At 69.9% G+C, this 25,099-nt stretch carries 24 protein-coding genes; 12 read left to right on the top strand and 12 right to left on the bottom strand.

Translation table 11 applies throughout. The features are described from left to right. Window positions 1-82 precede the first annotated feature (82 nt). Complete coding sequence (locus OG379_RS30890; protein WP_393767384.1) at window positions 83-766, bottom strand: alpha/beta fold hydrolase; 684 nt, start codon at window positions 764-766, stop codon at window positions 83-85. A gap of 64 nt (window positions 767-830) precedes the next feature. Between OG379_RS30890 and OG379_RS30885 the strand changes: the two genes are divergently transcribed. Both OG379_RS30885 and OG379_RS30880 read left to right on the top strand, forming a co-directional pair. Continuing rightward, complete coding sequence (locus tag OG379_RS30885) at window positions 831-1,634, top strand: chitosanase (RefSeq protein WP_405666277.1); 804 nt, start codon at window positions 831-833, stop codon at window positions 1,632-1,634. 105 nt (window positions 1,635-1,739) lie between these two features. After that, window positions 1,740-2,606: a chitosanase gene (locus tag OG379_RS30880; protein WP_405666276.1), complete on the top strand. Its 867-nt coding sequence runs from the start codon at window positions 1,740-1,742 to the stop codon at window positions 2,604-2,606. Window positions 2,607-2,669: 63 nt separating this feature from the next. Here the strand turns inward: OG379_RS30880 and OG379_RS30875 are convergent, their stop codons facing one another. The 9 genes from OG379_RS30875 to OG379_RS30835 form a co-directional block, all read right to left on the bottom strand. After that, window positions 2,670-4,136: a nucleobase:cation symporter-2 family protein gene (locus tag OG379_RS30875; protein ID WP_405666274.1), complete on the bottom strand. Its 1,467-nt coding sequence runs from the start codon at window positions 4,134-4,136 to the stop codon at window positions 2,670-2,672. A 228-nt stretch (window positions 4,137-4,364) separates the two neighbouring features. Continuing rightward, window positions 4,365-5,753 carry an 8-oxoguanine deaminase gene (locus OG379_RS30870; RefSeq protein ID WP_393767379.1) on the bottom strand — a complete coding sequence of 463 codons (1,389 nt, stop codon included), beginning with the start codon at window positions 5,751-5,753 and terminating at the stop codon, window positions 4,365-4,367. A gap of 45 nt (window positions 5,754-5,798) precedes the next feature. Next, window positions 5,799-7,199, bottom strand: coding sequence for a nucleobase:cation symporter-2 family protein (locus OG379_RS30865; RefSeq protein WP_405666273.1), 1,401 nt, complete (start codon window positions 7,197-7,199; stop codon window positions 5,799-5,801). A gap of 64 nt (window positions 7,200-7,263) precedes the next feature. Next, a complete protein-coding gene (gene pucL / locus OG379_RS30860) occupies window positions 7,264-8,187 on the bottom strand; it encodes a factor-independent urate hydroxylase (RefSeq protein WP_393767376.1) in 924 nt (307 codons plus the stop codon). Window positions 8,188-8,193: 6 nt separating this feature from the next. Beyond that, on the bottom strand, window positions 8,194-8,586 hold the full coding sequence (uraH, locus tag OG379_RS30855; protein WP_356715292.1) for a hydroxyisourate hydrolase: 393 nt from the start codon (window positions 8,584-8,586) through the stop codon (window positions 8,194-8,196). 50 nt (window positions 8,587-8,636) lie between these two features. After that, window positions 8,637-9,143 carry a 2-oxo-4-hydroxy-4-carboxy-5-ureidoimidazoline decarboxylase gene (uraD, locus tag OG379_RS30850; RefSeq protein ID WP_401519503.1) on the bottom strand — a complete coding sequence of 169 codons (507 nt, stop codon included), beginning with the start codon at window positions 9,141-9,143 and terminating at the stop codon, window positions 8,637-8,639. 154 nt (window positions 9,144-9,297) lie between these two features. Then, window positions 9,298-9,675 carry a helix-turn-helix domain-containing protein gene (locus OG379_RS30845; protein WP_401519506.1) on the bottom strand — a complete coding sequence of 126 codons (378 nt, stop codon included), beginning with the start codon at window positions 9,673-9,675 and terminating at the stop codon, window positions 9,298-9,300. Further along, window positions 9,672-9,923 (bottom strand): thiamine-binding protein, encoded by a 252-nt coding sequence (locus OG379_RS30840; RefSeq protein WP_393767369.1) that lies wholly within the window; start codon window positions 9,921-9,923, stop codon window positions 9,672-9,674. Before OG379_RS30840 ends, OG379_RS30845 begins: the two co-directional genes overlap by 4 nt. A 114-nt stretch (window positions 9,924-10,037) precedes the next feature. After that, window positions 10,038-10,880, bottom strand: a complete 843-nt coding sequence (locus OG379_RS30835; RefSeq protein WP_405666271.1) for a GntR family transcriptional regulator — start codon at window positions 10,878-10,880, stop codon at window positions 10,038-10,040. A gap of 249 nt (window positions 10,881-11,129) precedes the next feature. Here OG379_RS30835 and OG379_RS30830 point away from each other — a divergent pair, with 249 nt between their 5' ends. The 8 genes from OG379_RS30830 (at window position 11,130) to OG379_RS30795 (ending at window position 20,898) form a co-directional block, all read left to right on the top strand. Continuing rightward, entirely contained in the window at window positions 11,130-12,395 is a 1,266-nt protein-coding gene (locus OG379_RS30830) for an extracellular solute-binding protein (protein ID WP_405666270.1), read from the top strand. Between the two features lie 40 nt (window positions 12,396-12,435). After that, window positions 12,436-13,404 (top strand): carbohydrate ABC transporter permease, encoded by a 969-nt coding sequence (locus tag OG379_RS30825; protein WP_405666268.1) that lies wholly within the window; start codon window positions 12,436-12,438, stop codon window positions 13,402-13,404. After that, window positions 13,401-14,240: a carbohydrate ABC transporter permease gene (locus tag OG379_RS30820; RefSeq protein ID WP_405666266.1), complete on the top strand. Its 840-nt coding sequence runs from the start codon at window positions 13,401-13,403 to the stop codon at window positions 14,238-14,240. Before OG379_RS30825 ends, OG379_RS30820 begins: the two co-directional genes overlap by 4 nt. Before the next feature lie 53 nt (window positions 14,241-14,293). Then, the gene (locus OG379_RS30815; protein WP_405666265.1) at window positions 14,294-15,856 is read left to right on the top strand and encodes a beta-N-acetylhexosaminidase; all 1,563 of its coding nucleotides are present in this window, start codon (window positions 14,294-14,296) and stop codon (window positions 15,854-15,856) included. A 34-nt stretch (window positions 15,857-15,890) separates the two neighbouring features. Continuing rightward, the gene (locus tag OG379_RS30810) at window positions 15,891-17,321 is read left to right on the top strand and encodes a cellulose binding domain-containing protein (protein WP_405666264.1); all 1,431 of its coding nucleotides are present in this window, start codon (window positions 15,891-15,893) and stop codon (window positions 17,319-17,321) included. Window positions 17,322-17,478: 157 nt separating this feature from the next. Further along, on the top strand, window positions 17,479-18,318 hold the full coding sequence (locus tag OG379_RS30805; protein WP_393767504.1) for a TIM barrel protein: 840 nt from the start codon (window positions 17,479-17,481) through the stop codon (window positions 18,316-18,318). 43 nt (window positions 18,319-18,361) lie between these two features. Continuing rightward, complete coding sequence (locus OG379_RS30800; RefSeq protein WP_393767506.1) at window positions 18,362-19,255, top strand: 2-hydroxy-3-oxopropionate reductase; 894 nt, start codon at window positions 18,362-18,364, stop codon at window positions 19,253-19,255. Between the two features lie 185 nt (window positions 19,256-19,440). After that, entirely contained in the window at window positions 19,441-20,898 is a 1,458-nt protein-coding gene (locus OG379_RS30795) for a catalase (RefSeq protein WP_405666263.1), read from the top strand. 318 nt (window positions 20,899-21,216) lie between these two features. Here the strand turns inward: OG379_RS30795 and OG379_RS30790 are convergent, their stop codons facing one another. Both OG379_RS30790 and gcl read right to left on the bottom strand, forming a co-directional pair. Then, the gene (locus tag OG379_RS30790; RefSeq protein ID WP_405666261.1) at window positions 21,217-21,633 is read right to left on the bottom strand and encodes a DUF6083 domain-containing protein; all 417 of its coding nucleotides are present in this window, start codon (window positions 21,631-21,633) and stop codon (window positions 21,217-21,219) included. 388 nt (window positions 21,634-22,021) lie between these two features. Then, window positions 22,022-23,806, bottom strand: coding sequence for a glyoxylate carboligase (gene gcl, locus OG379_RS30785; RefSeq protein WP_393765465.1), 1,785 nt, complete (start codon window positions 23,804-23,806; stop codon window positions 22,022-22,024). Between the two features lie 257 nt (window positions 23,807-24,063). On the opposite strand from gcl, the gene OG379_RS30780 reads away from it, so the two are divergent. Further along, window positions 24,064-24,801 carry a hypothetical protein gene (locus OG379_RS30780; protein WP_405666259.1) on the top strand — a complete coding sequence of 246 codons (738 nt, stop codon included), beginning with the start codon at window positions 24,064-24,066 and terminating at the stop codon, window positions 24,799-24,801. A 71-nt stretch (window positions 24,802-24,872) separates the two neighbouring features. Next, window positions 24,873-25,094 (top strand): hypothetical protein, encoded by a 222-nt coding sequence (locus tag OG379_RS30775; protein WP_104784478.1) that lies wholly within the window; start codon window positions 24,873-24,875, stop codon window positions 25,092-25,094. Window positions 25,095-25,099 lie beyond the last annotated feature (5 nt).

The raw sequence follows: 25,099 nt of genomic DNA, 5'->3' as shown, positions 1-25,099 counted from the left end.
AGCGCGGGGCCCGGCGGTGGCGTCGAGCGCGGGCCCGGCGGTGGCGTCGTGCGCGGGGCGGCGGTCGGACGGCCGGGCCCGCTCAGCTGGTGAAGAACTCGGTGATCTGCTGGGCCACCTGGTCCGCGTGCTTCTTGTGCACATGGTGGCCGCCGCCCAGGGTGAGCAGCCGGCAGTCGGGGATGAGCGAGGCCATGTCGGCCAGCCTCCCCTGCGGCATGCTGCTCTCCGGGCCCCCGGCGATCATCAGCGTCGGGGCGACGATCTGCCCCAGCTCCTGCTCCCACCGGGGGTCCGGATCGGCCACCTGGGCCCGGACGGCCGGCACGACGTTCTCGTCGTAGTCCACCGGACCCGCGGGGCGGCTGTCGGCCACCAGCTGTCCCGGGAACGGCGGCGGTGTCTCGACCAGCACCAGGCGCTCCACCCGGTCCGCGTGCTCCTCGGCGAGCAGATAGGCGACCACCCCGCCCATCGAGTGGCCCACGAGACCGACCCGGTCGAGCTCGCAGGCGTCGAGGAACTCCAGGACGTCGTCCCGCATCTGCTCGAAGCCGTACTCGTCGGGCCAGTCGCTCTCGCCGTGGCCGCGCAGATCGATGGCGTACACCCGCCACTCCTCGCCGAGCAGGGTGCCGACGGCCTCCCAGCTCAGGGACGAGCCGCCGAGACCGTGCAAGAGGACGACGGGCGACCCGAAGGGGTCACCCCAGGTCCGATACGCCAGCCGTACTTCGCCGACGTCCACAACAGACTGATCTTCCATATCCCGAACGCTACAGGCGCCCCGCACCCGCCGACGCCGCCCCCCGGCCTGGCACGCTTGGTGCGTGAAACACAGACGTCTCGCCCTCGCCGCCGCCGCGGCCCTCGTCCTGACCGGCTGCTCCGGGTCCGGCTCCGGCTCCTCCGAGAAAGGGCTCGACGACCCGGCGAAGAAGGACATCGCGATGCGGCTCGTGTCCAGCGCGGAGAACTCCACGCTGGACTGGAAGGCCCAGTACTCCTACGTCGAGGACATCGGCGACGGCCGCGGCTACACCGCCGGCATCATCGGATTCTGCTCCGGCACGGGCGATCTGCTGAAGGTCGTCGAGCGCTACGCGGCGAAGCGTCCGGGAAACGCGCTCCAGGACTTCCTGCCGGCGCTGCGCGCGGTCAACGGCAGCGACTCGCACGAGGGGCTGGGCAGCACCTTCACCGAGGCGTGGGCGAAGGCCGCGGCGGACCCGGCCTTCCGGGCGGCACAGGACGCCGAGCGGGACAGCTCGTACTTCGACCCGGCGGTGAAGCGCGCCGAGGCCGACGGGCTCAGCGCCCTGGGACAGTTCGTCTACTACGACGCCTACGTGATGCACGGGTACGCCGACACCGGCGGCACGGTCGGCTTCCGGACGATACGCGCCCAGGCCCTCGCCGAGAACGATCCGCCCTCCGAGGGCGGCGACGAGGAGGCGTATCTCAACGCCTTCCTGGACGCCCGGGTGGCCGCGATCCGCAAGGAGCCCTCGCACAGCGACACCAGCCGGGTGGAGACCGCCCAGCGTGTCTTCGTACGCGAGGGGAAGCTCCAGCTGGAGACCCCGCTGGCGTGGAAGGTCTACGGGGAGAGCTTCCGTATCGACGGCGGCTGAACACCCTCCGACCAACCGGGTGCCAAGGGGTTACCGCCGGCTCCGAACGCTGATAGGAAAGCTTCCTAACAGAACATCGGACGACGAACTCCCCTGGGAGGACCGGTGCATCACCCCCACAACAGCACCTCACGTCGCACCACCCGATTCATCCGCACCGCCGGACTCGCCGTGCTGGCCCTCGGGCTGACCTTCACCGCGGTTCCGGCGACCGCACACGCCGGCGCCCCCACGCCGCCGGCCGCACACCTGGAGGCAGCCGCGACCGGACTCGACGACCCCACGAAGAAGGACATCGCGATGCAGCTCGTGTCCAGCGCGGAGAACTCCACGCTGGACTGGAAGGCCCAGTACGGCTACATCGAGGACATCGGCGACGGCCGCGGCTACACCGCCGGCATCATCGGATTCTGCTCCGGCACCGGGGACATGCTCGACCTGGTGGAGCTGTACGAGGAGCGGAAGCCGGGCAACGTCCTGGCCGCGTACCTGCCCGCCCTGCGGGCGGTGGACGGCACGGATTCGCACGAGGGGCTGGACCCCGGTTTCACCGGCCACTGGGCTGAGGCAGCGTCGGACCCCGCCTTCCAGCAGGCGCAGAACGACGAGCGCGACCGGGTCTACTTCGACCCGGCGGTGCGCCGGGGCAAGGCCGACGGGCTCGGCACGCTCGGCCAGTTCGCGTACTACGACGCCATCGTGATGCACGGCGGCGGCAGCGACAGCACGAGCTTCGGCTCGATCCGGGAGAGGGCACTGGCCCAGGCGAGCCCGCCGTCACAGGGCGGCGACGAGGTGGCCTACCTCGACGCGTTCCTGGACGCCCGGGTCTGGGCGATGAAGCAGGAGGAGGCCCACTCGGACACCAGCCGGGTGGACACGGCCCAGCGGGTGTTCCTGCGGAACGGCAATCTGAATCTCGATCCGCCGCTGGACTGGCGGGTCTACGGCGAGAGCTTCCACATCGGCTGACGCCACCCGCGCCCGAGGTGCGCGTACGGGACCGTCAGGGTGTCCGTACGCGCACCGCGCGGGTCAGTGGGCGACGGGCAGAGCCATCGGGTCCTTCGGCTGTTCGCTGTCCGGTACCCCCGTCTCCGGCTCCTCCTCCGGCCGCCGGCCCCAGTGGTTGAAGGCCAGGTTCAGCACGATCGCCACCACGCAGCCGGTGGAGATGCCCGAGTCCAGGACGACGAGCAGGTCCTCGGGGAAGGCGTGGTAGAAGTCCGGCGCGGCGATCGGGATGAGGCCGACGCCGACGGCCGCCGCGACGATCAGGGCGTTCTCGCCCTTCTCCAGCGCGGCGGTCGCCAGTGTCTGGATACCGCTCGCGGCGACCGATCCGAAGAGCACGATGCCCGCGCCCCCGAGGACGGGAAGCGGTACGAGGGCGATGACGGACGCGGCCACGGGGACCAGCCCGAGCAGGACCAGGATGACTCCGCCCGCGGCGACGACGAACCGGCTGCGGACCTTGGTCATGGCGACCAGCCCGATGTTCTGGGCGAACGCACTGCACATGAAGCCGTTGAAGAGCGGGCTGACGGCGCTGCCCAGGGTGTCGGCGCGCAGTCCGCCCTCGATGGTCCGCTCGTCCGCGGGACGGCCGACGATCTTGCCGAGGGCCAGCATGTCGGCGGTCGACTCGGTCATACAGACCAGCATCACGATGCACATCGAGATGATGGCGGCGATCTCGAACTGCGGTGCGCCGAAGTGGAACGGCGTCGGGAAACCGACCACGTCGGCGTCGCCCAGTGCCCCGAAGTCGGTGATGCCGGCGGGGATCGCGATCAGGGTGCCGATGACCAGGCCGAGCAGGATGGCGATCTGCTGGAGGAAGCCCCGCAGCAGCTTTCGCAGGGCCAGCACGATCACGAGGGTGACGGCGGCCATCGTGATGTTCGTCATCGAGCCGTAGTCGTCCGCGGTCGCGTTGCCGCCCTGCGACCAGTTGAAGGCGACCGGGAGCAGTGAGACGCCGATCAGCGTGATGACGGTGCCGGTGACGACGGGCGGGAAGAACCGCACCAGTTTGCAGAAGTACGGGGCGAGGACGAAGCCGAGGAGGCCGGCGACGATGATCGCTCCGAAGATGACGGCGATGCCGTCGTGCCCGCGGTCCTTGCCTATCGCGATCATCGGGGTGACCCCGGCGAAGGAGACGCCGTTGACGAACGGCAGTTTGGCGCCTATTCGCCAGAAGCCGAGGGTCTGGAGCAGGGTGGCTATCCCCGCGGTGAAGAGGCTCGCCCCCATGAGGAAGGCGGTCTCCTTGGCGCTGAGACCCACGGCGGGCCCCACGATCATGGGCGGGGCCACCACACCCGCGTACATCGCGGCCACGTGCTGAAGGCCGCTGGTGAACATCCTGAGTGGCGGGAGCGTCTCGTCGACCGGGTGCTTGCTCACCGGGCCTTCCGCCGCATTCCCTTCTGCTGTGCTTCCTTCGGATGTGCTTCCGTCGACTGCGTTCTTGCGAAACCTGGGCGTAGCTGCCACGGCTTCCTCCGGTCGGGTACACGTCGGGCGACGTGGGTATCAGGGAGGTGTTGCTGAGTGGTGCGTTGGTGCAGGTCGTGCAGCTGGTGCGGGCAGCTTGGAGCTCACCTGTGCGGGTGCGCGTACGGGACGTACGCGCACCCGCACAGGCTGCCGTGAACCTGATGGGTCCACGGCGGCCGGCCGAGGGCCGTCCCCCTCGGCCGGCCTGTCAGGGGGTGCGGAGCGTCAGGCGCCGGCGGCGATCTGTGCGAGGCGCCTGGCTTCGTCACGGGTCGCGTGGGCGATGGCGTCCTCATCCACGGTGGTGAGGCGGTTGTCCTCGACGACGGTCCTGCCGTTGACGAGGGAGAGGGTGACGGGGGCCGCGGCGCCGAAGACCAGGGCGGTCACGGGGTCGGCGATGGAGGCGTGGGCCAGGGTGTCCAGCTTCCAGAGCACGAGGTCGGCGAGCTTCCCCGGTTCCAGCGAGCCGATCTCCTGGGCCCGGCCGAGGACCTGCGCGCCGCCGTACGTGCCGAGGCGCAGAGCCTGGCGCGCGTCGAGGGCCTTCTCGCGGTGGGCGCCGAGGCGGTTGATGAGGAGGGCGTTGCGCAGTTCGGTGTGGAGTTCGCCGGACTCGTTGGACGCGGTGCCGTCGACGCCGAGCCCGACCGGGACACCGGCGGCGAGCATGTCGGGGACGCGTGCGATGCCGGCGGCGAGGCGGGCGTTGGAGGACGGGCAGTGCGCGACGCCGGTGCCGGTACGGGCGAAGGCGGCGATGTCGGAGTCGTTCATGTGGACGCAGTGCGCCATCCACACGTCGTCACCGAGCCAGCCGGTCGACTCGAAGTAGTCCGTCGGCCCCATCCCGAACAGCTCCTTGCAGAACTGCTCCTCCTCGACGGTCTCCGAACCGTGTGTGTGCAGGCGCACCCCGCGACGGCGGGCCAGCTCGGCGCCCTGGCGCATCAGTTCGGTGGAGACGGAGAAGGGCGAGCAGGGGGCGACAGCGATCTGTGTCATCGCGCCGAACGAGGTGTCGTGGTGTTCGTCGATGGTGGCCTCGGTGGCGGCGAGCGCTCCGTCGAGGGTCTCCACGGCGAAGTCCGGCGGCAGCCCGCCGTCCTTCTCGCTGCGGTCCATGGAGCCGCGGGCGAGGGTGAAACGTACGCCCATGTCACGGGCGGCGCCGATGATCGCGCCGGAGAGGTCACCGGAACCACGGGGGTAGACGTAGTGGTGGTCCATCGCGGTGGTCACCCCACCGCGGGCCATCATCGCGAGCGAACCCTGGGCGGCCGCGCGGGCCATCGGCTCGTCGATGCGCGCCCACGTCGGGTACAGCGCGACCAGCCAGTCGAAGAGGTTGTGGTCGGTCGCCAGGCCCCGGGTGATCCACTGGTAGAAGTGGTGGTGGGTGTTGACCAGGCCCGGCGTGACCAGGTGGCCGGTGCCGTCGACGCGCCGTACGACGCCTCCGAGGCCCTCCGGGGCCTTGCCCGCGCCGACGGACTCGATGCGGTTGCCCGCCACGACGACGTGCCCGGACGCGTATTCGGTGTCGTGGGCGTCGACCGTGGCGATGGAACAGTTCTCGATGACGATGCGCTGCGGGTCTGCCGATGCTGCCATGGCGCTTCCTTCTTCTTTCCGGGGATGTGTGGGCACGGCAGGACCCTAGGAGGATTTGAGTGCCACAGCGTTACGGCTGTGGGTGCCGAGATGATGGAAGAACAGGTTGAGCAGGACCGCCACGAGCGCTCCCGCACTGATCCCGGAGCCGAGCACGGTCTGCGCCCAGGACGGGAACCCCGCGTAGAAGCCGGGTGCCGCGAGCGGGATGATGCCCGCGCCGAGTGCCACGGCCACGAGGATGATGTTGGAGCTGTCGTCGAGCCCCGCCTCGGACAGGGTCCGGATGCCGCTCACCGCGATCGAGCCGAACAGGACGATGCCGGCGCCGCCGAGCACGGGCATCGGGACGAGGGAGACGACCGCCCCGAGGACGGGGAAGGCGCCCAGGACGATCAGGGCACCGCCCGCGGCGGCGACCACGTACCGGCTGCGTACCCGCGTCAGCGACACGACGCCCACGTTCTGGGCGAAGGCACTGGTCGGGAAGCCCCCGAAGACCGGGCCGAGGAGGGTCGCGATGCCATCGGTGCGCAGACCGCGGGTGATGGTGGGGCCGTCGGTGCGCCGGTCGCAGATCTCGCCGAGCGCCAGCATTCCGGCGGACGACTCCGTCATCAGCACCAGCATCACGATGCACAGGGAGAGGATCGCGGCGGGCTGGAACTCGGGCGGTCCGAAGGCGAAGGGGGTGGGCAGGGCGGCGACGGGTGCGGAGCCGAGCGCGGAGAAGTCGGCGAGTCCGAACGGGATGGCGGCCAGCGTGCCGATGAACATGCCTGCGAGCAGGGCGACCTGCTTGACGAAGCCGCGTCCGAAGCGCTGGATCAGCAGGATGACGACGAGGGTGAAGGTGGCCAGTGCCAGATACTTCATGGCGCCGAAGTCGTCGGCGGTGGCGTCGCCTCCCTGGGCCCAGCCGACGGGCACCGGCATCAGCGTGACGCCGATGAGGGTGATGACGACCCCGGTGACGAGCGGCGGGAAGAAGCGCAGCAGCCGTCCGAAGAACGGGCCGACGGCCAGGCAGAAGACACCTGCGACGAGTACCGCCCCGTAGATCGCGGGGAGTTGGTGGCCGGGGGCGCTGGTCTCCGCGATGGCGAGCATCGGCGCGATCCCGGCGGAGGACGCCGCGTTGACGAAGGGCAACCGGTTCCCGGCGAAGCGTCCGGCGCCGAGGGTCTGGAGGAGGGTGGCCAGGCCGGCGATCAGGAGACTCGCCGCGATCAGCCGGGTCATGCCGGCCGCGTCGAGTCCGACGGCCTGACCGATGATGAGCGGAGGGGTGACGACGCCCGCGTACATGGCGGCGATGTGCTGGAGCGCGGCGGGGACGAGCCGCGAGGTCGGAAGCTTCTCGTCCACCGGGTGAACTGCCGTGCCGGCAGCGGTCGGTGGTGCTTTACATGGGCCTTTCGCCGGCCCCGTTGCAGGCTGTGCCATGGAATTTCCCTCCGGGATGACCGGCCCCCGCCCGCAGCGGGGCGGAGGCCGGTTCAGCACCGCGTCAGAGGTTGGTCATGTCGACCGGGATCTTCGGCTCCACGCCGTCCCGGAGCACCGTCGCCTCGATGAGGCCGTACGGACGGTCGGCTGCGAAGTACACCTCGTTGTCGTTCTTGAGCCCGAACGGCTCCAGATCGACGAGGAAGTGGTGGTTGTTCGGCAGCGAGAAGCGGATCTCGTCGATCTCGCTGCGGTTGTTGATGATGCGCGAACCCATCTGGTAGAGGGTCTGCTGGAGCGAGAGGGAGTACGTCTCCGCGAAGGCCTGGAGCATGTGCTTGCGCGTCTGCTCGTAGGACTTCTCCCAGTTCGGCATGCGCTCCTCGTCGCTGGTCCAGTTGTACCGCCACTTCGCGGAGACGTCGGTCGCGAGAATGCGGTCGTACGCCTCCTTCAGCGTCGTGTACTTGTCCTTGACGTAGCCCCAGAACTCCGAGTTGGTGGAGTTCATGACGGAGAGGTCCTTGAGGCCGGAGACGACCTCCCACTTCTCGCCGTCGAAGGTGATCTGGGTGGTGCGCGTCTCCTGGCCCTTGCGGACGAAGGAGTGCTTGACCTCGTCGGCGCCGATGAACTTCGAGTTGCCGTCGGAGGTCGCGATGCGCTCCCAGGCGTACTCCTCGATCCGGATCCGGGCCACCTTGATCGGCTCCTGCGAGGACACGAAGTGCCGGGCGAGGTGGATGCCGAACTGCTCGGCGGACTCGATGCCGTGTTCCTTGGCGAAGGCGAACACCGTGTTCTTGGTGGTGTCGGTCGGCAGGACGTTGGCGTTGGAGCCGGAGTAGTGGACGTCGTCCATGTCGCCGGAGAGGGCGACCGAGACGTTGAGGTCCTTGATGTGGTGGGTGTCGCCGTCCCGCGTGATCTTGACGACGCGGTTCTCTGCTTTGCCGTACTGGTTCTGGCCGAGAATCGTGGGCATTGTCTGCTAGCTCCCTCGGTAAACGGAGTAGCCGAACGGGTTGAGCAGCAGCGGTACGTGATAGTGCTCGCCCGGGGTGACGGCGAATGCGATCGCCACCTCCGGGAAGAACGCGCCGCTGTCCCTTACGCGGGGGGCGTCCTGCTGCGCCTCGGCTTGCTTCTTCGCGGTGAAGTACGACTCGGTGTCGAAGACGAGCCGTACGTGGGTGGTTCCTTCCGGCAGGGCCGGCAGGTCTTTGCAGCGCCCGTCCGCGTCGGTCGCGGATCCGCCGAGCGTCACATACTGCGCGTCGCCGCCGCTGCGGGCGGCCAGGGAGACGGTGACGGCTTCGGCGGGACGGCCGACGCTGGTGTCCAGGATGTGGGTGGACACCGATGCGGTGGTGTCGGTGCTCAAGACCGTCACGCTCCTTGTTCTCAAGAGTGCTGTACGGGGTGCCTGACCCCTCAGGAGTCCTGCACGAGGCGGGTCAGACGGATGCGGTTGATCTTGCCCAGCTCGGCGCGGACGATCTCGCGTTCCTGCTCGGGCGAGTTGCCGATCCGGGCCTTCACCGCATCGCGCATCTGTTCACCGGTGGCTCCGGTGGCGCAGATCAGGAAGACATGTCCGAACCGCTCCTGGTAGGCCAGGTTGAGTTCGAGCATCTCCGCCTTGAGCTCCTCGGACGCACCGGCCATCCCCCGCTGCTCACGGGCGGAGGCCGGGTCCCCCGGCTTGGGGCGGCCGATCGGCGGGTGGCCGGCCATGGCCTCGGCCAGGTCCTCCGGTGAGAGTTCGGCCATGGCGGCGTCGCTCGCGGAGAACAGGGCTTCCGTGCCGTCGTAGGGCCGGTGGGCGAGGACGGAGCTTCCCCACGCCGCACTGGCACACACCTCGTGCAGCGCGGCTGCGGCCTCTGCGGCCGCCAGGGTGTTGAACCGGGCGAGGCCCGGTGTGGAGCTCGTAGTCACGGGAGCCTCCGTGGCTTTTTTCGCTGTGCGTTGTCGGGCTGCGGATAGCTAACGCCCTCCGCAACACCACGTCAACAGTTTGTTGAAATTCCGCGAACAAGTGATGCCGCCGCCCGAGTTCCCGGACGACGGCATTGCACCGCATTACGCGTCGCTACTCACCCTTGGCGGCATTGTCCCGGTTCAGATAGTTGTAGACCGTGAAGCGGCTGACGCCGAGCGCGCCCGCCACGGTCTCCACACCGTGCCGCACGGAGAAGGCACCGCGTGCCTCAAGGGTGCGTACGACGCCCTGCTTGGCCTTCCGGTCCAGCTCGGCCAGTGGCATCCCGTGCCGCCGCTCCATCGCGGACAGGATGTGGTCGAGCGATTCGGAGAGCTGCGGGAGCCGTACGGCTATGACGTCGGCCCCCTCCCACGCGAGGAGCACGTCCTCGGTGGTGGCCTGCTCCGGGGCGAGAAGCTCCGCTCCCATGGCGTCGACGAGCGGCTTCACCGCGGTGACCAGCGGGTGGTCGGCCGGTTCGGTCACGGGGTGTCCTCCCCGATCACGTTGAGCTGGAGGGAGACCCGGGTGGCGCCCGAGGCCAGGGCCTTCCGCAGCAGGGAGTCCACGGCGGTGAGCACCTCGTCCGCACCCCCTTCGGCCGTGTTCCCGAAGGGGCCCACGTCCACCGCGTCCAGGCCGGCGGTCTGGATGACCTCGCGGGCCACCACCGCGTGGGCGGGTGCCTCGTCGAGATCGAAGGGCTCGGTGGTGAATTCCACCCTCAAGCGCACGGTGCCTCCCTCATGTCCCGCCGTGTCGGTCGGCTCGCACGGCTCGCCCCGACCCTAAGGCACGGGGGCCCGAGCCAGGAGGGCCCGAACGGGGCCTCCAGGGCGCACCGGGCCTCAGGGCCCGGCCTGGATGTCCCCCCGGGTGGAGGAGGCGATCGGGTCGCCGTGCGCAAAGTCCCCGGGCGGGATCCCCGGGTGGTGGCCGTCCCTGACCAGTGGGGCGGTGGCGGCGGCCGGGCCGAGCGCGAGCCGGGAGACGATCCGGTAGCGGTCACCCCGGTAGAGCGAGTGGACGTACTCCACGGGCAGCCCGGCGGTGTCCGAGGTCAGACGCTCGAAGAGCAGGGCAGGGGAGAGCTCGGGGACCTCCAGGAGCTGGGCCTCCGCCCTCGTGACGACCGTGGGCTCGATGGCCTGGACCGCCTCACGGACGTGCACCCCGTGGGTGTGGCGCAGGTGCTCGTAGAGGTCGCCGTCCTCCAGCTCCTGGGCCGACAGGCCGGGGACGAGCGCCGCCCTGATGTGCAGGTGCTCGATGGCCATGGGCGCGCCGTCGACCAGGCGCAGCCGTGCGACGTAGACGATCTCGTCGGCGGGCGACATCCGCAGCTTGCGGCCGACCCGGGCGCCGGCCTGGAGGGTCGTGAACTCCAGCAGCCTGCTCGACCACGCTCCGGCCGCCTGCGGCACGCTCAGGGCCAGGTCGGCGGAGACCAGCTCCTGGGTGATCTTCTCCGGGGCGACGAACATCCCGCGTCCGTGTTCGCGGACGAGCAGACCGGCGGCCACCAGCTCGTCGACGGCTGCCCGCAGGGTGGGCCGGGAGACGCCGAGCAGGGCGCACAGGGCCCGCTCGGACGGGATGGCGTCGCCGGGGCTGCGGCTCTCGATCAGCTCGAGGACCGCGTCGCGCACCCGTTCCCGTTTGAGCACCGTCCCCGGTACGTCGGCTTTCATGCGTTCCCCTTCGTGCGTCCCGCTCCCTTTACCAGTTGAGCGACCGGTGGCCACTGGTCAGGGAGAGTCTAGCCATCCTCGCCAACATGAACAGAGGCAGATCTCGATCAGATTCCCCAAAATCCCTTTATACAGGAGGGGTTGACGACCCCATTGGTCTATGCCACCTTCATCCACCATCAAGAGGTGAGCTGTCCAGTGGGCTTCACTGGTCAGGTGGTCAGGTCTCTGCTCCCGTTGAGGTGAACCGTGAAGTACCGCTTGCTTGCCGGTGTGTCCGCGCTCGTGACGGCCGCCGCTCTCAGTGCCTGCAGTTCCGGTGGGGACGGTGCGGACGAGGCCGGGGGCGTGACGACGGTCGACGTCTGGCTGATGCGCGACAGCGTCTCGGCCGCGTTCCAGAAGGAGTTCACCGAGGGGTTCGAGGCCGCGCACCCCGACATCGACGTCAGGATCCAGATCCAGGAGTGGGACGGCATCGGCCAGAAGATCACCGCCGCCCTGGCGAGCAACGACGCCCCGGACGTGATCGAGGCGGGCAACACCCAGGTCGCCCAGTTCGCGGAGAGCGGCGGACTGCTGGACCTCAGCGACAGGAAGGACGAGCTGCACGGCGCGGACTGGCTGAAGGGGCTGGCCGAGCCCGGCGCGTACGAGGGGAAGCAGTACGGCATCCCGTACTACGCCGCCAACCGGGTCGTGATCTACCGCAAGGACCTCTTCCAGAAGGCCGGCGTCGACGCCACGGAGATCACCACACGCGACGCGTGGATCGACGCCACCACGAAGCTGAACAAGGGCGGCACGCAGGGCATCTACCTGCCGGGCCAGCTCTGGTACGCGCTGGGCGGCTTCATCTGGGACGAGGGCGGCGACTTCGCCACCGAGTCCGGCGGCACGTGGAAGGGCGCGCTCGACACGCCCGAGGCGCAGCGGGGCATGGCCTTCTACGCGCAGCTCCAGGCGCTCGGCAAGGGCCCCAAGGACTCCGACGAGGACGATCCGCCGCAGGCCGAGGTGATGGCGCAGGGGCAGGTGGCGCAGGTCATCTCCACCCCCGGCGGGGCCGGCGTGGTCGTGGAGAACAATCCGGAGCTCGAGGGGAAGCTGGGCTTCTTCCCGATCCCGGGGAAGACGGCCGGCACTCCGGGTGCGGTGTTCACCGGTGGTTCCGACCTGGTCGTTCCCGCCGCGTCCGGTCACCCCGAGGCGGCCGTGACCTTCATCAAGGAGCTCACGGGCGACGCCTGGCAGAAGAAGCTCGCGGTGGCAATGAGCTACGTGCCCAACCGGACCACCCTCGCCTCGGCCGTGGCGGGCGACCCGGGTGCCTCGGCGATGGCCGTCGGCGCGGCGAACGGGCACGCGACGCCGAACACCCCGGGCTGGGCGGCGGTGGAGGCGGAGAACCCGTTGAAGGACTACATGACCGCCGTCCTCACCGGCGGTGACGCCGCCGGTGAGGCGGCCAAGGCCTCCGCGGACATCACCCGGGCCATGAACGCCGGCTCCTGATCCGGCCCGTCCGTTTCCCACCACCGAGAGGAGGCCCGCCGTGCCGGATGTGCGTGAACGGCCCGCTCCCCACGTCCACCGTCCCCCGAAGCCGCCACCGGGGCGGCGGCCGGGGCGGCCCCCGCGCGACCCGTGGCCGTACGCCCTGATCGCCCCCGCGATCGGCGGCATGATCTATCTGCTGGTGTACCCGCTGGTACGGGCGGTGGTGATCTCCCTCCAGGACTTCCGGCTCCGCCAGCTGATCAGCGGCGACGCCGAGTTCGTGGGGCTGCGCAACTACCGGACGCTGCTGTCCGACCCGCGCTTCTGGGAGGTGACCGGCCGCACCTTCGTCTTCATGGCCGTCAACGTCGTACTGATCATGGTCATCTCGACCCTGGTCGCGCTGATGACGGAACGGCTGCGCCGGACGGGCCGTACGGTCGTGCTCTGCTCGCTGGTGCTCGCCTGGGCCATGCCGGTGGTCGCGGCCACGACGGTCTTCCAGTGGCTGTTCCACTCCGAGTTCGGCATCGTCAACCAGCTGCTGACCACGCTCGGCTTCGGGTCCTTCGACCGCTACCCGTGGTTCGCGAACGGTACGGCGTCCTTCACGATCCTGGTCCTGCTGATCGTCTGGCAGTCCGTGCCTTTCGCGGCGGTCACCCTCTACTCCGCGCTGACGACCGTCCCCGCCGAGCTGTACGAGTCGGCGCGCCTGGACGGCGCGTCCGCCTCCCGCGTCTTCCGCTCGCTCACCTTCCCGATCCTGCGGCCGATCTTCATGCTGGTCCTCTCCCTGGAGGTGATCTGGACCTTCAAGGCGTTCGTCCAGATCTGGGTGATGACCCGCGGCGGCCCGGGCGACGCCACCACCATCCTGCCCGTGTACGCGGTCCAGACGGCGCTCTCCAGCCAGCGCTACGACCTGGGCTCCGCCGCGTCGATGATCACCGTGGTCCTGATGTCCGGGGTGCTGGTCCTCTACTTCCGTCAGATGTTCCGTCAGGAGGACGACCTCAGATGACCCTGCTGCGCCCCCGGGTCCGGCGGATCCCGCTGAACGCCGCCGCCGTCGTGACCGTCGTGGTCTGCCTGTTCCCCGTGTACTGGATGATCTCCACCGCGTTCAAGCCGTCCCGGGACATCCGGTCCGCCGAGCCCCGGCTCGTGCCCTACACCTGGACCCTGGACCACTTCCGCCGGGCCGTGCAGGCGGACGGCTTCGAACTGTTCTGGCGCAACAGCGTCCTGGTCACACTGGGGGCCGTGCTGCTCTCCCTCGTCGTGGCGCTCGGGGCGTCGTTCGCCGTGGCGCGCCTGCGCTGGAAGGGCCGGCGGCAGTTCATGCTCCTGGTCTTCGTCGCCCAGATGGCGCCCTGGGAATCACTGATCATCCCGATCTACATCATCTCGCGCGACACGGGCATGCTGGACCGGCTGCCCACCCTGACCCTCGTCTACTTCATGATCACGCTGCCGTTCACGATCGTGGTGCTGAGGGGCTTCCTCGCGACGATCCCGCCCGAACTGGAGGAGGCCGCCCAGGTCGACGGCTGCACCCGGACCGGCGCCTTCGTCAAGGTCGCGCTGCCACTGCTCGCCCCCGGCCTGATGGCGACCTCCCTCTTCGGATTCATCACCGCCTGGAACGAGTTCGCCTACGCCAACTTCCTGATCATCAAGCAGCAGGACAACCGCACCCTGCCGGTCTGGCTCTCCTCCTTCCAGAACACCTTCGGCACCGACTGGGGCGCCACCATGGCCGCCTCGACGCTCTTCGCGCTGCCCGCGCTCGTGATCTTCCTGCTGCTCCAGCGCCATGTGACCTCCGGCTTCGCGGCCGGCGCCGTCAAGGGCTGAGCCCCGTCGGCGTACTCGCGAACCGTCCGAACCCCCTGCTCCGGAGGCCCTCCGTGCCCGCATCACGCCCCGAGCTCTCCCTTCTCCCCCGGCCCGGCAAGGTCTCGCCGCGCCCGGGCCGCTTCGTCCTCGGCCAGGACACCGCCGTACGCGCCCTGCCGGGTGCGGAAGGGGCGGCGGACCTGTTACGCACGCTTCTCGGGCCGACGACCGGCCTGCCCCTGCCGCCCTCAACGGACGGCCGTGTCGTCCTGGCGCTCGATCCGCAGCTCGGCGGACTGGGCGACGAGGGGTACGGCCTGACCGTCGGACCGCAGGCTCTCCTGCTGCGCGCGGCCCGTCCGGACGGGTTGCTCCGGGGCGTCCAGACGATCCGGCAACTGCTGCCGCCCGAAGCCCTGTCGGGCGGTGCGCGGGGCATCTCCTGGGAGCTGCCGTGCGTCGAGATCAGCGACGTACCGCGGTATCCGTGGCGCGGTGCGATGCTCGACGTCGCCCGGCACTTCCAGCCCGTCTCGTATCTGCGCCGCTACGTGGACCTCATGGCGCTGCACAAGCTCAACGTCCTCCATCTGCACCTCACGGACGACCAGGGCTGGCGCATGCCGGTCGACGCGTTCCCCCGGCTGACGTCGGTGGGCGGACACCGGGCCCAGTCCCTGTCCGACGGCGTGCCGCACACAGGGGCGTACACCAGGGCGGAGCTGCGGGGACTGGTCCGTCACGCGCGGGAGCGGGGGGTGACCGTGGTGCCGGAGATCGAGATGCCCGGCCATGTGCGCGCGGCACTCGCGGCCTACCCCCACCTGGGCAACCACCCCGAGCGCCGCCTTGACGTGTGGACCCGGTGGGGCGTCTGCGACACCGTGTTCGGCGTCCACGAGGAGGTGTTCGACTTCTGCCGGACGGTGCTGGAAGAGGTCATGGACGTCTTCCCGTCCCCGTACGTCCACATCGGCGGCGACGAGTGCCCGGTCACCGAGTGGGAGAACAGCCCGGCGGCACTGGCCCGTGCGACGGCCGAGGGGCTGCACTGGCCCCGGGGGCTGCACGGCTGGTTCATGGGCCGGATCGGCTCGTTCCTCCTGGAGCACGGCCGGCGGCCCACCGGCTGGGCCGAGACCGGCAGCGAACTGCCGCCCGAATTCACGGTGATGACCTGGCGCGACCCCGCGCACGCCCTCACCGCCGCGCGGCGCGGCCACCAGGTGGTGACGGCGCACCACCGCGCGACGTATCTGGACTACGCCCAGTCCACGGATCCGGACGAACCCACCGCCCAGCGGGGCGCCCCCGTCCCCCTGTTCGCGGTCCACACGAACGATCCGGTGCCTCCGGGCTGGGGGCCGGACGAGGCCTCCCGCGTCCTGGGCACCCAGGCGCAGCTGTGGACCGAGTACGTGACGACGCCGGACCGTATCGAATACCTCACCTACCCCCGGCTGTGCGCCCTGGCGGACCGTGCCTGGTCCGGCGGGCGCGGCGACTGGGCCGGATTCGTCGAGCGGCTGCGCGATCACACCGCCCGGCTGGACGCCCTCGGCGTCCGCTACCGGCCCCTCACCACGCGGTCCCTGGCGACCGCGTCCGCAGGTACAGCGCGACCCCCTCGGTAACTCATCCCCCACCGTTCCGGAGAGGAACACCGTCATGAGGACATTCCGCAGGAGCCGTATCCGCGCGGCGGCGGCCGCCGCCGTCACCCTGGCCCTGGGCTGCACGGCCCTCGCCGCCCTGCCCACGACCGCCGGTGCCGCGGCGGCCGGCGGGCTCGTCGTCCAGTACCGCACGAGCGCGTCGGGAGCGACGGCCGACCAGAGCGAACCGTGGCTGAAGGTACGCAACACGGGGAGTGCGAGCGTGCCTCTCTCCGACGTCAAGGTGCGGTACTACTTCAAGGGCGACTCCGCGTCTGCGGCCTACCGTTTCGCCTGTTCGTGGGCGGTGAAGGGCTGCTCGAACATCACCGGGACCTTCAAGCCGCTCCCCGACCCGACGGCCACCGCCGACCGCTACCTGGAGATCGCCTTCACGGCGGGCGCCGGCTCCCTGGCCCCCGGTGCGGACACCGGGGACATGCAGCTGCGCTTCCACCGCACGGACTGGCAGCCGCTCGGGCAGAGCGACGACTACTCCTTCGGCGCAGGACGGAGCACGTACGGGGACTGGCCGAGGATCACCGCGCAGGTGGGCGCCGTCACGGCCTGGGGCGAGGCGCCCGAGGGCAACGGCCCGACCGACCCGACCGATCCCCCCACCGACCCGCCGGCCGACGGGCCCCGGCTGTTCGACGACTTCGACTACAGCGGTCACACGGACCCGAGGATCGCCGCGAACGGCTGGAGCGTCCGCTCGAACTCCGGCGGCCCCGGGGTGCCGGGTGCCGTGTGGGCCGCTGAGAACGTCACCTTCACCAGCCAGAGCGGCAATTCGGTGATGAACCTGGAGACGTCGACAGCGGGCACGGGAGCCTCGACGGTGCAGACGGAGATCCTCACGCAGTCCATGAAGTTCCGTAACGGCACCTACGCTGCCCGCGTGAAGTTCAGCGACGCCCCGAGGTCCGGGCCCGACGGCGACCACCTCGTCCAGACCTTCTTCACCATCAACGACCTCAAGGCGCCGATGGCGGACGACTACGCGGAGTACGACTTCGAGTACCTGCCCAACGGCGGCTGGGGCGAGCCGTCGAACATCCTCTACACCACGTCCTGGGAGACCTACCGGCCCGACCCGTGGGAGGCGGTCAACCAGCACAGCGAGGCGCGGCAGAGCTACGCGGGCTGGCACGACCTGGTGGTGACCATCGACGACAGGGCCATCACGTACTACGTCGACGGTCAGCTCTTCGGCACGCACGGGGCGGCCTATCTCCCGGAGCGGCCGATGTCGATCAACTTCAACCAGTGGCTGATCGATCTGGCCGGCCAGAGCAGTACGACTCCGCGCTCGTACGACCAGCAGGTGGACTACGTCCTGCACGTGAAGGACCAGGTCCTCTCCCCCGCCCAGGTCTCGGCGCTGGTGAGCGGGTACCGCGCGGCGGGCACCACGTTCCAGGACACGGTGCCTGCCGCCTGACCAGGCAGATGTGAGGGGGAGCGGGGTGGAGGGCGAGGAACCCTCCACCCCGCTCCCGCGTGTCCGGAATTCGGTTTCCCTCTTGACAGCCTCACCACACGCCAGGCAATCTTCCGTTAAGCAGAAACTAACTTCCGCGATACGGAAGGAGCGCATGATGGGTTACTCGGACCAGCGCTTCGATGTGAACCTCTCGATCCTCTTCACCGAACTCCCGCTCCTGGAGCGCCCCGCGGCGGCCGCCGCCGCGGGCTTCACGGCGGTCGAGCTCTGGTGGCCCTGGATCGAGACCCCCACCCCCGCGCAGGCCGAGCTCGACGCCCTGAAGAAGGCGCTCGACGACGCGGGCACGCAGCTGGTGGGGCTGAACTTCTACGCGGGCCGCCTCCCGGGCCCCGACCGCGGGGCACTCTCGCTGCCCGGCGAGGAGTCGGACCGCTTCCGCGCCAACATCGACGTGGCGGCGGACTTCGCGGCCTCGGTCGGCTGCAAGGCGCTCAACGCGCTCTACGGCAACCGCGTCGAGGGTGTGGACCCGGCCGTCCAGGACGAACTCGCCCTGGAGAACCTGGTCCTGGCCGCCCGTGCGGCCCACCGGATCGGGGCGACCCTCCTGATCGAGACCCTCAACGACACGGAGTCGCCGCTCTACCCCCTGGTCAGCGCACCGGCGGGCGTCGAGGTCGTCGACCGTGTCAACGAGGCGACGGGCCTGGGCAACGCCACGTTCCTGCTGGACCTCTACCACCTGTCGATGAACGGCGAGGACCTCAGCCAGGTGATCAAGGCGTACGCCGCGAAGACCGGCCACGTCCAGATCGCCGACAACCCGGGGCGCGGCGCGCCCGGCACCGGCTCGCTCCCGCTGGAGCGTCTCCTCGACGAGCTGACCGAGGCCGGCTACGACGGCTGGGTCGGTCTGGAGTACAAGCCGGGCGACCGGCCGAGCGCGGAGTCCTTCGACTGGCTCCCCGCCGAGCACCGGCCCGCCCGCTGAGGCCCGCCCCCTCTCGCACACACGCTTACCGGAAGGCACCCTCATGAGCAGCAATCTCCCCAAGGTCGCCTGGATCGGGCTCGGCATCATGGGCTCCCCCATGTCCGAGAACCTGGTCAAGGCCGGTTACCAGGTGACCGGTTACACCCTGGAGCAGGACAAGATCGACCGGCTCGTCGCGGCGGGCGGCAAGGGTGCCGCCTCGATCGCGGACGCGGTGCGCGACGCGGATGTCGTCATCACCATGGTCCCGGCGTCCCCGCAGGTGGAGGCCATCGCCTACGGCCCCGACGGCATCCTGGAGAACGCCAGGCAGGGCGCCCTGCTGATCGACATGTCCTCCATCACGCCGCAGACGTCCGTGGACCTGGCATCGAGCGCGAAGGACAAGGGCATCCGCGTGCTGGACGCCCCGGTCTCCGGCGGCGAGGCCGGCGCCATCGAGGCCGTCCTGTCCATCATGGTCGGCGGCGAGCAGACCGACTTCGACGCCGCGAAGCCGCTGCTCGACGCGCTCGGCAAGACGATCGTCCTGTGCGGCCCGCACGGCTCCGGCCAGACGGTGAAGGCGGCCAACCAGCTGATCGTCGCGGTCAACATCCAGGCCTGCGCCGAGGCCGTCGTCTTCCTGGAGAAGTCCGGGGTCGACCTGTCCGCCGCGCTCGACGTACTGAACGGCGGTCTCGCCGGCTCGACCGTCCTGACCCGCAAGAAGGACAACTTCCTGAAGCGGGACTTCGCTCCGGGCTTCCGGATCGACCTGCACCACAAGGACATGGGCATCGTCACGGACGCCGCCCGCAACGTCGGCGCGGCACTGCCCGTCGGCGGGGTCGTGGCCCAGCTCGTGGCGTCCCTGCGCGCCCAGGGTGACGGCGGCCTGGACCACTCCGCGCTGCTGCGCTCGGTCGAGCGGCTCTCCGGCTCCCAGGTCTGACACTCCCGGCCCTCCACAGGGGCCCCATGAACTCCGGGTCGCGGTGGCGCTGACACCTGTCCTGTCGCGCCCAGGCGCTGCCGCGGCCCGGAACCTCCTCCTCCAATTTCAACAAACTGTTGACGCTTCGACATCGGCGAATCTACGCTCCTGAGGCCGTCAGCAGCCCCGTACGGAAGGCCTCCATGTCCCAGCGTGTGCTCACGACCGAGTCAGGCGCCCCGGTCGCCGACAACCAGAACTCCGCCACGGCCGGCGCCGGCGGGCCGATCCTCGTCCAGGACCAGCACCTGCTCGAGAAGCTCGCCCGCTTCAACCGTGAGCGCATCCCGGAGCGCGTCGTCCACGCCCGCGGCTCAGGCGCGTACGGCTACTTCGAGGTGACGGACGACGTCACCGGCTTCACCCGTGCCGACTTCCTCTCCGAGGTGGGCCGCCGCACCGAGACGTTCATCCGCTTCTCGACCGTCGCCGACTCGCTGGGCGGCGCGGACGCCGTCCGCGACCCGCGCGGCTTCGCCCTCAAGTTCTACACGAACGAGGGCAATTACGACCTCGTCGGCAACAACACCCCGGTGTTCTTCATCAAGGACCCGATCAAGTTCCCCGACTTCATCCACTCCCAGAAGCGGGACCCGTTCACGGGCCGCCAGGAGCCGGACAACGTCTGGGACTTCTGGGCGAACTCCCCCGAGGCGACGCACCAGATCACCTGGCTGATGGGCGACCGCGGGATTCCCGCCTCGTACCGCCACATGAACGGCTTCGGCTCGCACACGTACCAGTGGACGAACGCGAAGGGCGAGGCCTTCTTCGTCAAGTACCACTTCAAGACCAACCAGGGCGTGCGCTCCCTCTCCGCCGAGCAGGCCGCCGAGCAGGTCGGCAAGGACGCCAACTCGCACCAGACGGACCTGCTCCAGGCCATCGAGCGTGGAGTCAACCCGTCCTGGACGCTGCACGTGCAGGTGATGCCGGCCGCCGAGGCGGCGGACTACCGCTTCAACCCGTTCGACGTGACGAAGGTGTGGCCGCACGCCGACTACCCGCTCCAGCGGGTCGGCCGGCTGGTGCTGGACCGCAACCCGGACAACGTCTTCGCCGAGGTGGAGCAGGCGGCGTTCTCGCCGAACAACTTCGTCCCCGGCATCGGTCCTTCGCCGGACAAGATGCTCCAGGGCCGGCTGTTCGCGTACGCCGACGCGCAGCGCTACCGGCTGGGCATCAACCACACCCAGCTCCCGGTCAACGCTCCGAAGGCCGCCGACGTCGACAACTACGGCCGCGACGGGCTGCACGCCACCCGGTACGGCTCGCGCCAGGACAAGAACTACGAGCCCAACTCGTACGCCGGCCCCGCGCAGACCGGAGCCGCCCTTGGCTCCCCGCTCGCGGTGCACGGCTGGACGGGTACGCACGAGGCGCCCCTGCACGCGAAGGACGACGACTTCTTCCAGGCGGGCGAGCTCTACCGGCTGATGTCGGCGGACGAGAAGGACCGCCTGATCGCCAACATCGCCGGCGGACTCTCACAGGTCACCCGCGACGACGTGATCGAGAAGAACCTCGCCCACTTCCACGCCGCCGACGCCGACTACGGCAAGCGCGTGGAGGAGGCCGTCCGCGCCCTGCGCGAGGACTGAGCCTCTCCGAGGGCCCTGCCCGTGCCGCGCACCCGGATGAGGGGTAGTACGCGGCACCGGCAGGACGGGACCGCGGCGGCGGACGACGCCAGTGCGGTGGCGATGGGCCGGCCGGCCCGTGTCCAGACCTGAAGGAACCGGGCCGGCCGCCGCCCGCAGCCCGCCGTCGCGGTCGCTGTGACAGATCACCGGGGTGCGGTGCACGCGTGGGGCGTGCACCGCACCCCGGTCTTTCCATGACGTGCCGTCAAGATGCGGTCGCTGAGCTCTCGCTCTCCAGCCACTGGTCGCGGTACCCGACCGGTCGTTGTCCTCGGCTCACCCCGTGTCCGGCAGGTCGAACAGGCGCTGTGAGCGCCGGCTGTTGTACTGCCGAAGAGTTGTGACCCACGGCCAGTGGTCCTCGGGTTCGAGCCAGGGGCAGACGATGCGGTGCGGGATGCGGCACTTGGCGCCGGGGAGCGGCTCGGCGTCCCACAGGTTCATGGCGGTCCCGGTCGAGGTGATGATCCACCGGCGCCGCGGGGGGACGGTGTGGGCCGGTACGAGGATGCGGGGTTCCAGCAGGACCCAGTGCCCGGTGTACGAGGTGGCGTACCGGTCCTGGAGGAGTTCACAGAAAGGGCACTCGGGAGGCGCCGGCGGCCGTGGCGCGGTGGCGCCTTCGAGGAGTACCTGGAAGAAGTCGCCGTCGGATCGGTCCGGGCAGGGTGAGGTGCTCTCGGTGTCCCCCATGGGCCAAGGATCCGGGGCACGTCGTCGGTGCGGGTAGGGTGCGATCCGGCCGTGGCGAGCGGTGCGGGACCGCCTCCATGAGCTCGTCGACACCACATGAGGCGCACCTGGACACAGGCGGCCCACACCGCGTGACCGGCCGGCGTCCCACGGACCGCTTCCGCGAGAAGGCGCCCCCGGGACCCCGCACCATCCGGCGCACTTCAGCACGGGAGCGGATGGTCACCGCCACCCCGTCACGACGAAGACCGTACGACACGGGCCGTCGTGCGCGCCTGCGGCGAGAACACGCGATGGCTGGACCGGGCGCCGCCGCAACGGCACCGCGCCCGGACATGACGCCGGCCTCCACGACCGCACGGGTCGTGGAGGCCGGCGTCGGGGCGGGTCAGGACACCGTCAGCGGGACGACCGCCGTCGGTGCGTGGCCCGGCTCGGAGGCCACGTCCTCGAACTCGTTGACCGACGCGATGTCGGTCCCGCTCATCGAGATGTTCGTGACCCGCTCCAGGATCGCCTCGACGACGACGGGGACCCGGTGCTCGGCAGCGAGCTTCTTGGCCTCCTCGAAGGCCGGCAGCAGCTGGTCCGGCTCGGTGACGCGGATCGCCTTGCAGCCCAGGCCCTCGACGACCTTGACGTGGTCCACGCCGTAGACGCCCAGCTCCGGTGAGTTGAGGTTCTCGAACTCCAGGTTGACCTGGAAGTCGATGTCGAAGTTGCGCTGCGCCTGCCGGATGAGCCCCAGGTAGGAGTTGTTCACCAGCACATGGACGTACGGGATGCGGTGCTGCGCGCCGACGGCGAGCTCCTCCAGCATGAACTGGAAGTCGTAGTCGCCGGAGAGGGCGACCACGGAGCCTTCCGGGTCGGCCGTGGCGACACCCAGCGCGGCGGGGATCGTCCAGCCCAGCGGTCCGGCCTGGCCGCAGTTGATCCAGTGACGGGGCCGGTAGACGTGCAGCATCTGCGCTCCCGCGATCTGGGAGAGGCCGATCGTCGTCACGTACCGGGTCTCGGGGCCGAACGCCCGGTTCATCTCCTCGTACACCCGCTGCGGCTTCAGCGGCACGTTGTCGAAGTGCGTGCGGCGCTGCAGGGTCGCACGGCGCTCCTGCGTGGACGCGGCCCACTGCGAGCGGTTCTTCAGCTTGCCCGCGTCCTTCAGCTCGCGCGCCACCTGGACGAAGAGCTCCAGTGCCGCCTTCGCGTCGGAGGCGATCCCGAGGTCCGGGGCGAAGATCTTGCCGAGCTGGGTGGGCTCGATGTCGACGTGGACGAAGGTGCGGCCCTCGGTGTAGACGTCCAGCTTGCCGGTGTGGCGGTTGGCCCAGCGGTTGCCGATGCCGAGGACGAAGTCGGACTCCAGGAAGTTCGCGTTGCCGTAGCGGTGCGAGGTCTGCAGGCCGACCATGCCCGCGTTCAGCTCGTGGTCGTCGGGGAGGATGCCCCAGCCCATCAGGGTCGGGACGACGGGGACGCCGGTCAGCTCGGCGAACTCCACCAGGAGTTCCGACGCGTCGGCGTTGATGATGCCGCCGCCCGCGACGAGCAGCGGCCGCTCCGACGCGTTGAGCATCTCGACGGCCCGCTCGATCTGCTTACGGCTCGCGGCGGGCTTGTGGACGGGCAGCGGCTCGTACAGCTCGGGGTCGAACTCGATCTCGGTGAGCTGCACATCGATCGGCAGGTCGATGAGGACAGGACCAGGCCGGCCCGTACGCATCAGGTGGAAGGCCTGCTGGAAGACACCCGGGACCTGCGCGGCCTCCAGGACGGTGGTCGCGGCCTTGGTCACCGGCGCGGCGATCGACGCGATGTCGACGGCCTGGAAGTCCTCCTTGTGGAGGACGGCGGTGGGCGCCTGGCCGGTGATGCAGAGGATCGGGACGGAGTCGGCGATGGCCGAGTAGAGGCCGGTGATCATGTCGGTGCCGGCGGGCCCCGACGTACCGATGCAGACGCCGATGTTCCCGGCCTTGGCACGGGTGTAGCCCTCCGCCATGTGGGAGGCGCCCTCGACGTGGCGGGCGAGGGTGTGCTGCACCCCGCCGGAGGCCTTGAGAGCCGCGTAGAACGGGTTGATCGCCGCACCCGGCACACCGAACGCGCTGCTGACGCCTTCGCGCTTGAGGATCTCAACTGCCGCTCGGGCAGCGGTCATACGAGGCATGAGTGCTCCTGCTCGGACCTGGTGGAGTCGGGCTCTGTCGCGCCACCTGAGAGCACTAATTCCACATTACGGAAACTTCTTTCTGCTATGTGAAAACAATTTAGGGCGGTCCGGGGCGGCCGTCAAGGGAGGACGGGGAAAGCGGCGGAGACCATCGGCCCGAAGTACGCGAATCACCCCCCGGAGCGTCGCTCCTGGTGGACGATGGAGGTACGGAACGCAGTCGCCGCCACGGAGGCGGCAGAAGGGGGCAGCACGTGGAGTCCGTACCGGTGCGCTGCCCGGCCTGCCGTCGGGACCACGCGTACGTCACGCCGGTGTACCCCTGCCCCTGCGGCTCCCCGACCGCCCCGCCGCTGATGCGCGGCGCGCCGGCCGTGCTCATCACGCACCGCACCTGGAACGACGACTGGGTGAGCGTGCGGTGCCACTCCTGCGGACGGCGCGACCAGTGGCCGCACCCCGAACTCTGCTGCCCCTGCGGCGCGGTACTGCGGATCCCCGTGCGCCCGGTGGCCACGCGCGGCACCACGCCGCCGGCCACGACTGGCGGTTCACCCGGCCCGGCCCACATACCGCTGCCGCGCACAGCCGCACATCCGCGTCCGTCGTTCAGGCCCCTGGTGATACGGACGGCGCGCGACGCGGTGAACACCGCGGCGCTCTATCTGAGATGGCTGGGCTTCCACGACGTCGTCCAGACCGAGGTGCGGCCCAGCTCCCGGATCGACCTCAGGGCGGCCGGTCTCATCGCCCAGGTCGACGCGACCACGCGCCCGACCGCCCTGCGTGACGTCGAGTGCCTCTGGCTGAACGCCCTGAACACCTCGGTGTCCGGCGTACTGTTCTCCCTGGCCGGTTACACGGACGAGGCGCGTTCACGCGCCGACGGCCTCGCCGTCCCCCTGTTCGTCCTGGATCTCACCGGCACACCGCAGCCGGTGAACGGCCCCGCCGACGAACTGATCAGCGTCGGCCCGGCCCCCGCCGAATGATTTCGGTCACCTGTGCCCTGCCAGCCGCATATGTTCGAGCTGTTGTCAGAATGAGGACGTAGAGTGAAGGCATGGTCTTAACTCCTCGGCTTCCCACCCACTCCGCCCCCGTTTTTCTGACCCAGCCCGTCCACCCGTCCGTCGTCGAGGCCAACGACGCCATCCGCGCGCTCGTCGACTCGCGGGCCGGCCAGGACTGGACACCGGTGGAAGCCGCGGAGTACGAGATCCTGCTCATCGAGTGGGCGGCCGCGACCCAGGGCATAGGCTCCGGCGTCATAGAGGCCGCCTGACCCCG

Source organism: Streptomyces sp. NBC_01166, from assembly GCF_045039765.1.
In the GTDB taxonomy this organism is placed as follows: Bacteria; Actinomycetota; Actinomycetes; order Streptomycetales; family Streptomycetaceae; genus Streptomyces.
Note: the sequence above shows the minus strand (reverse complement) of the source record. Positions and strands in the feature narration are given on the sequence as shown.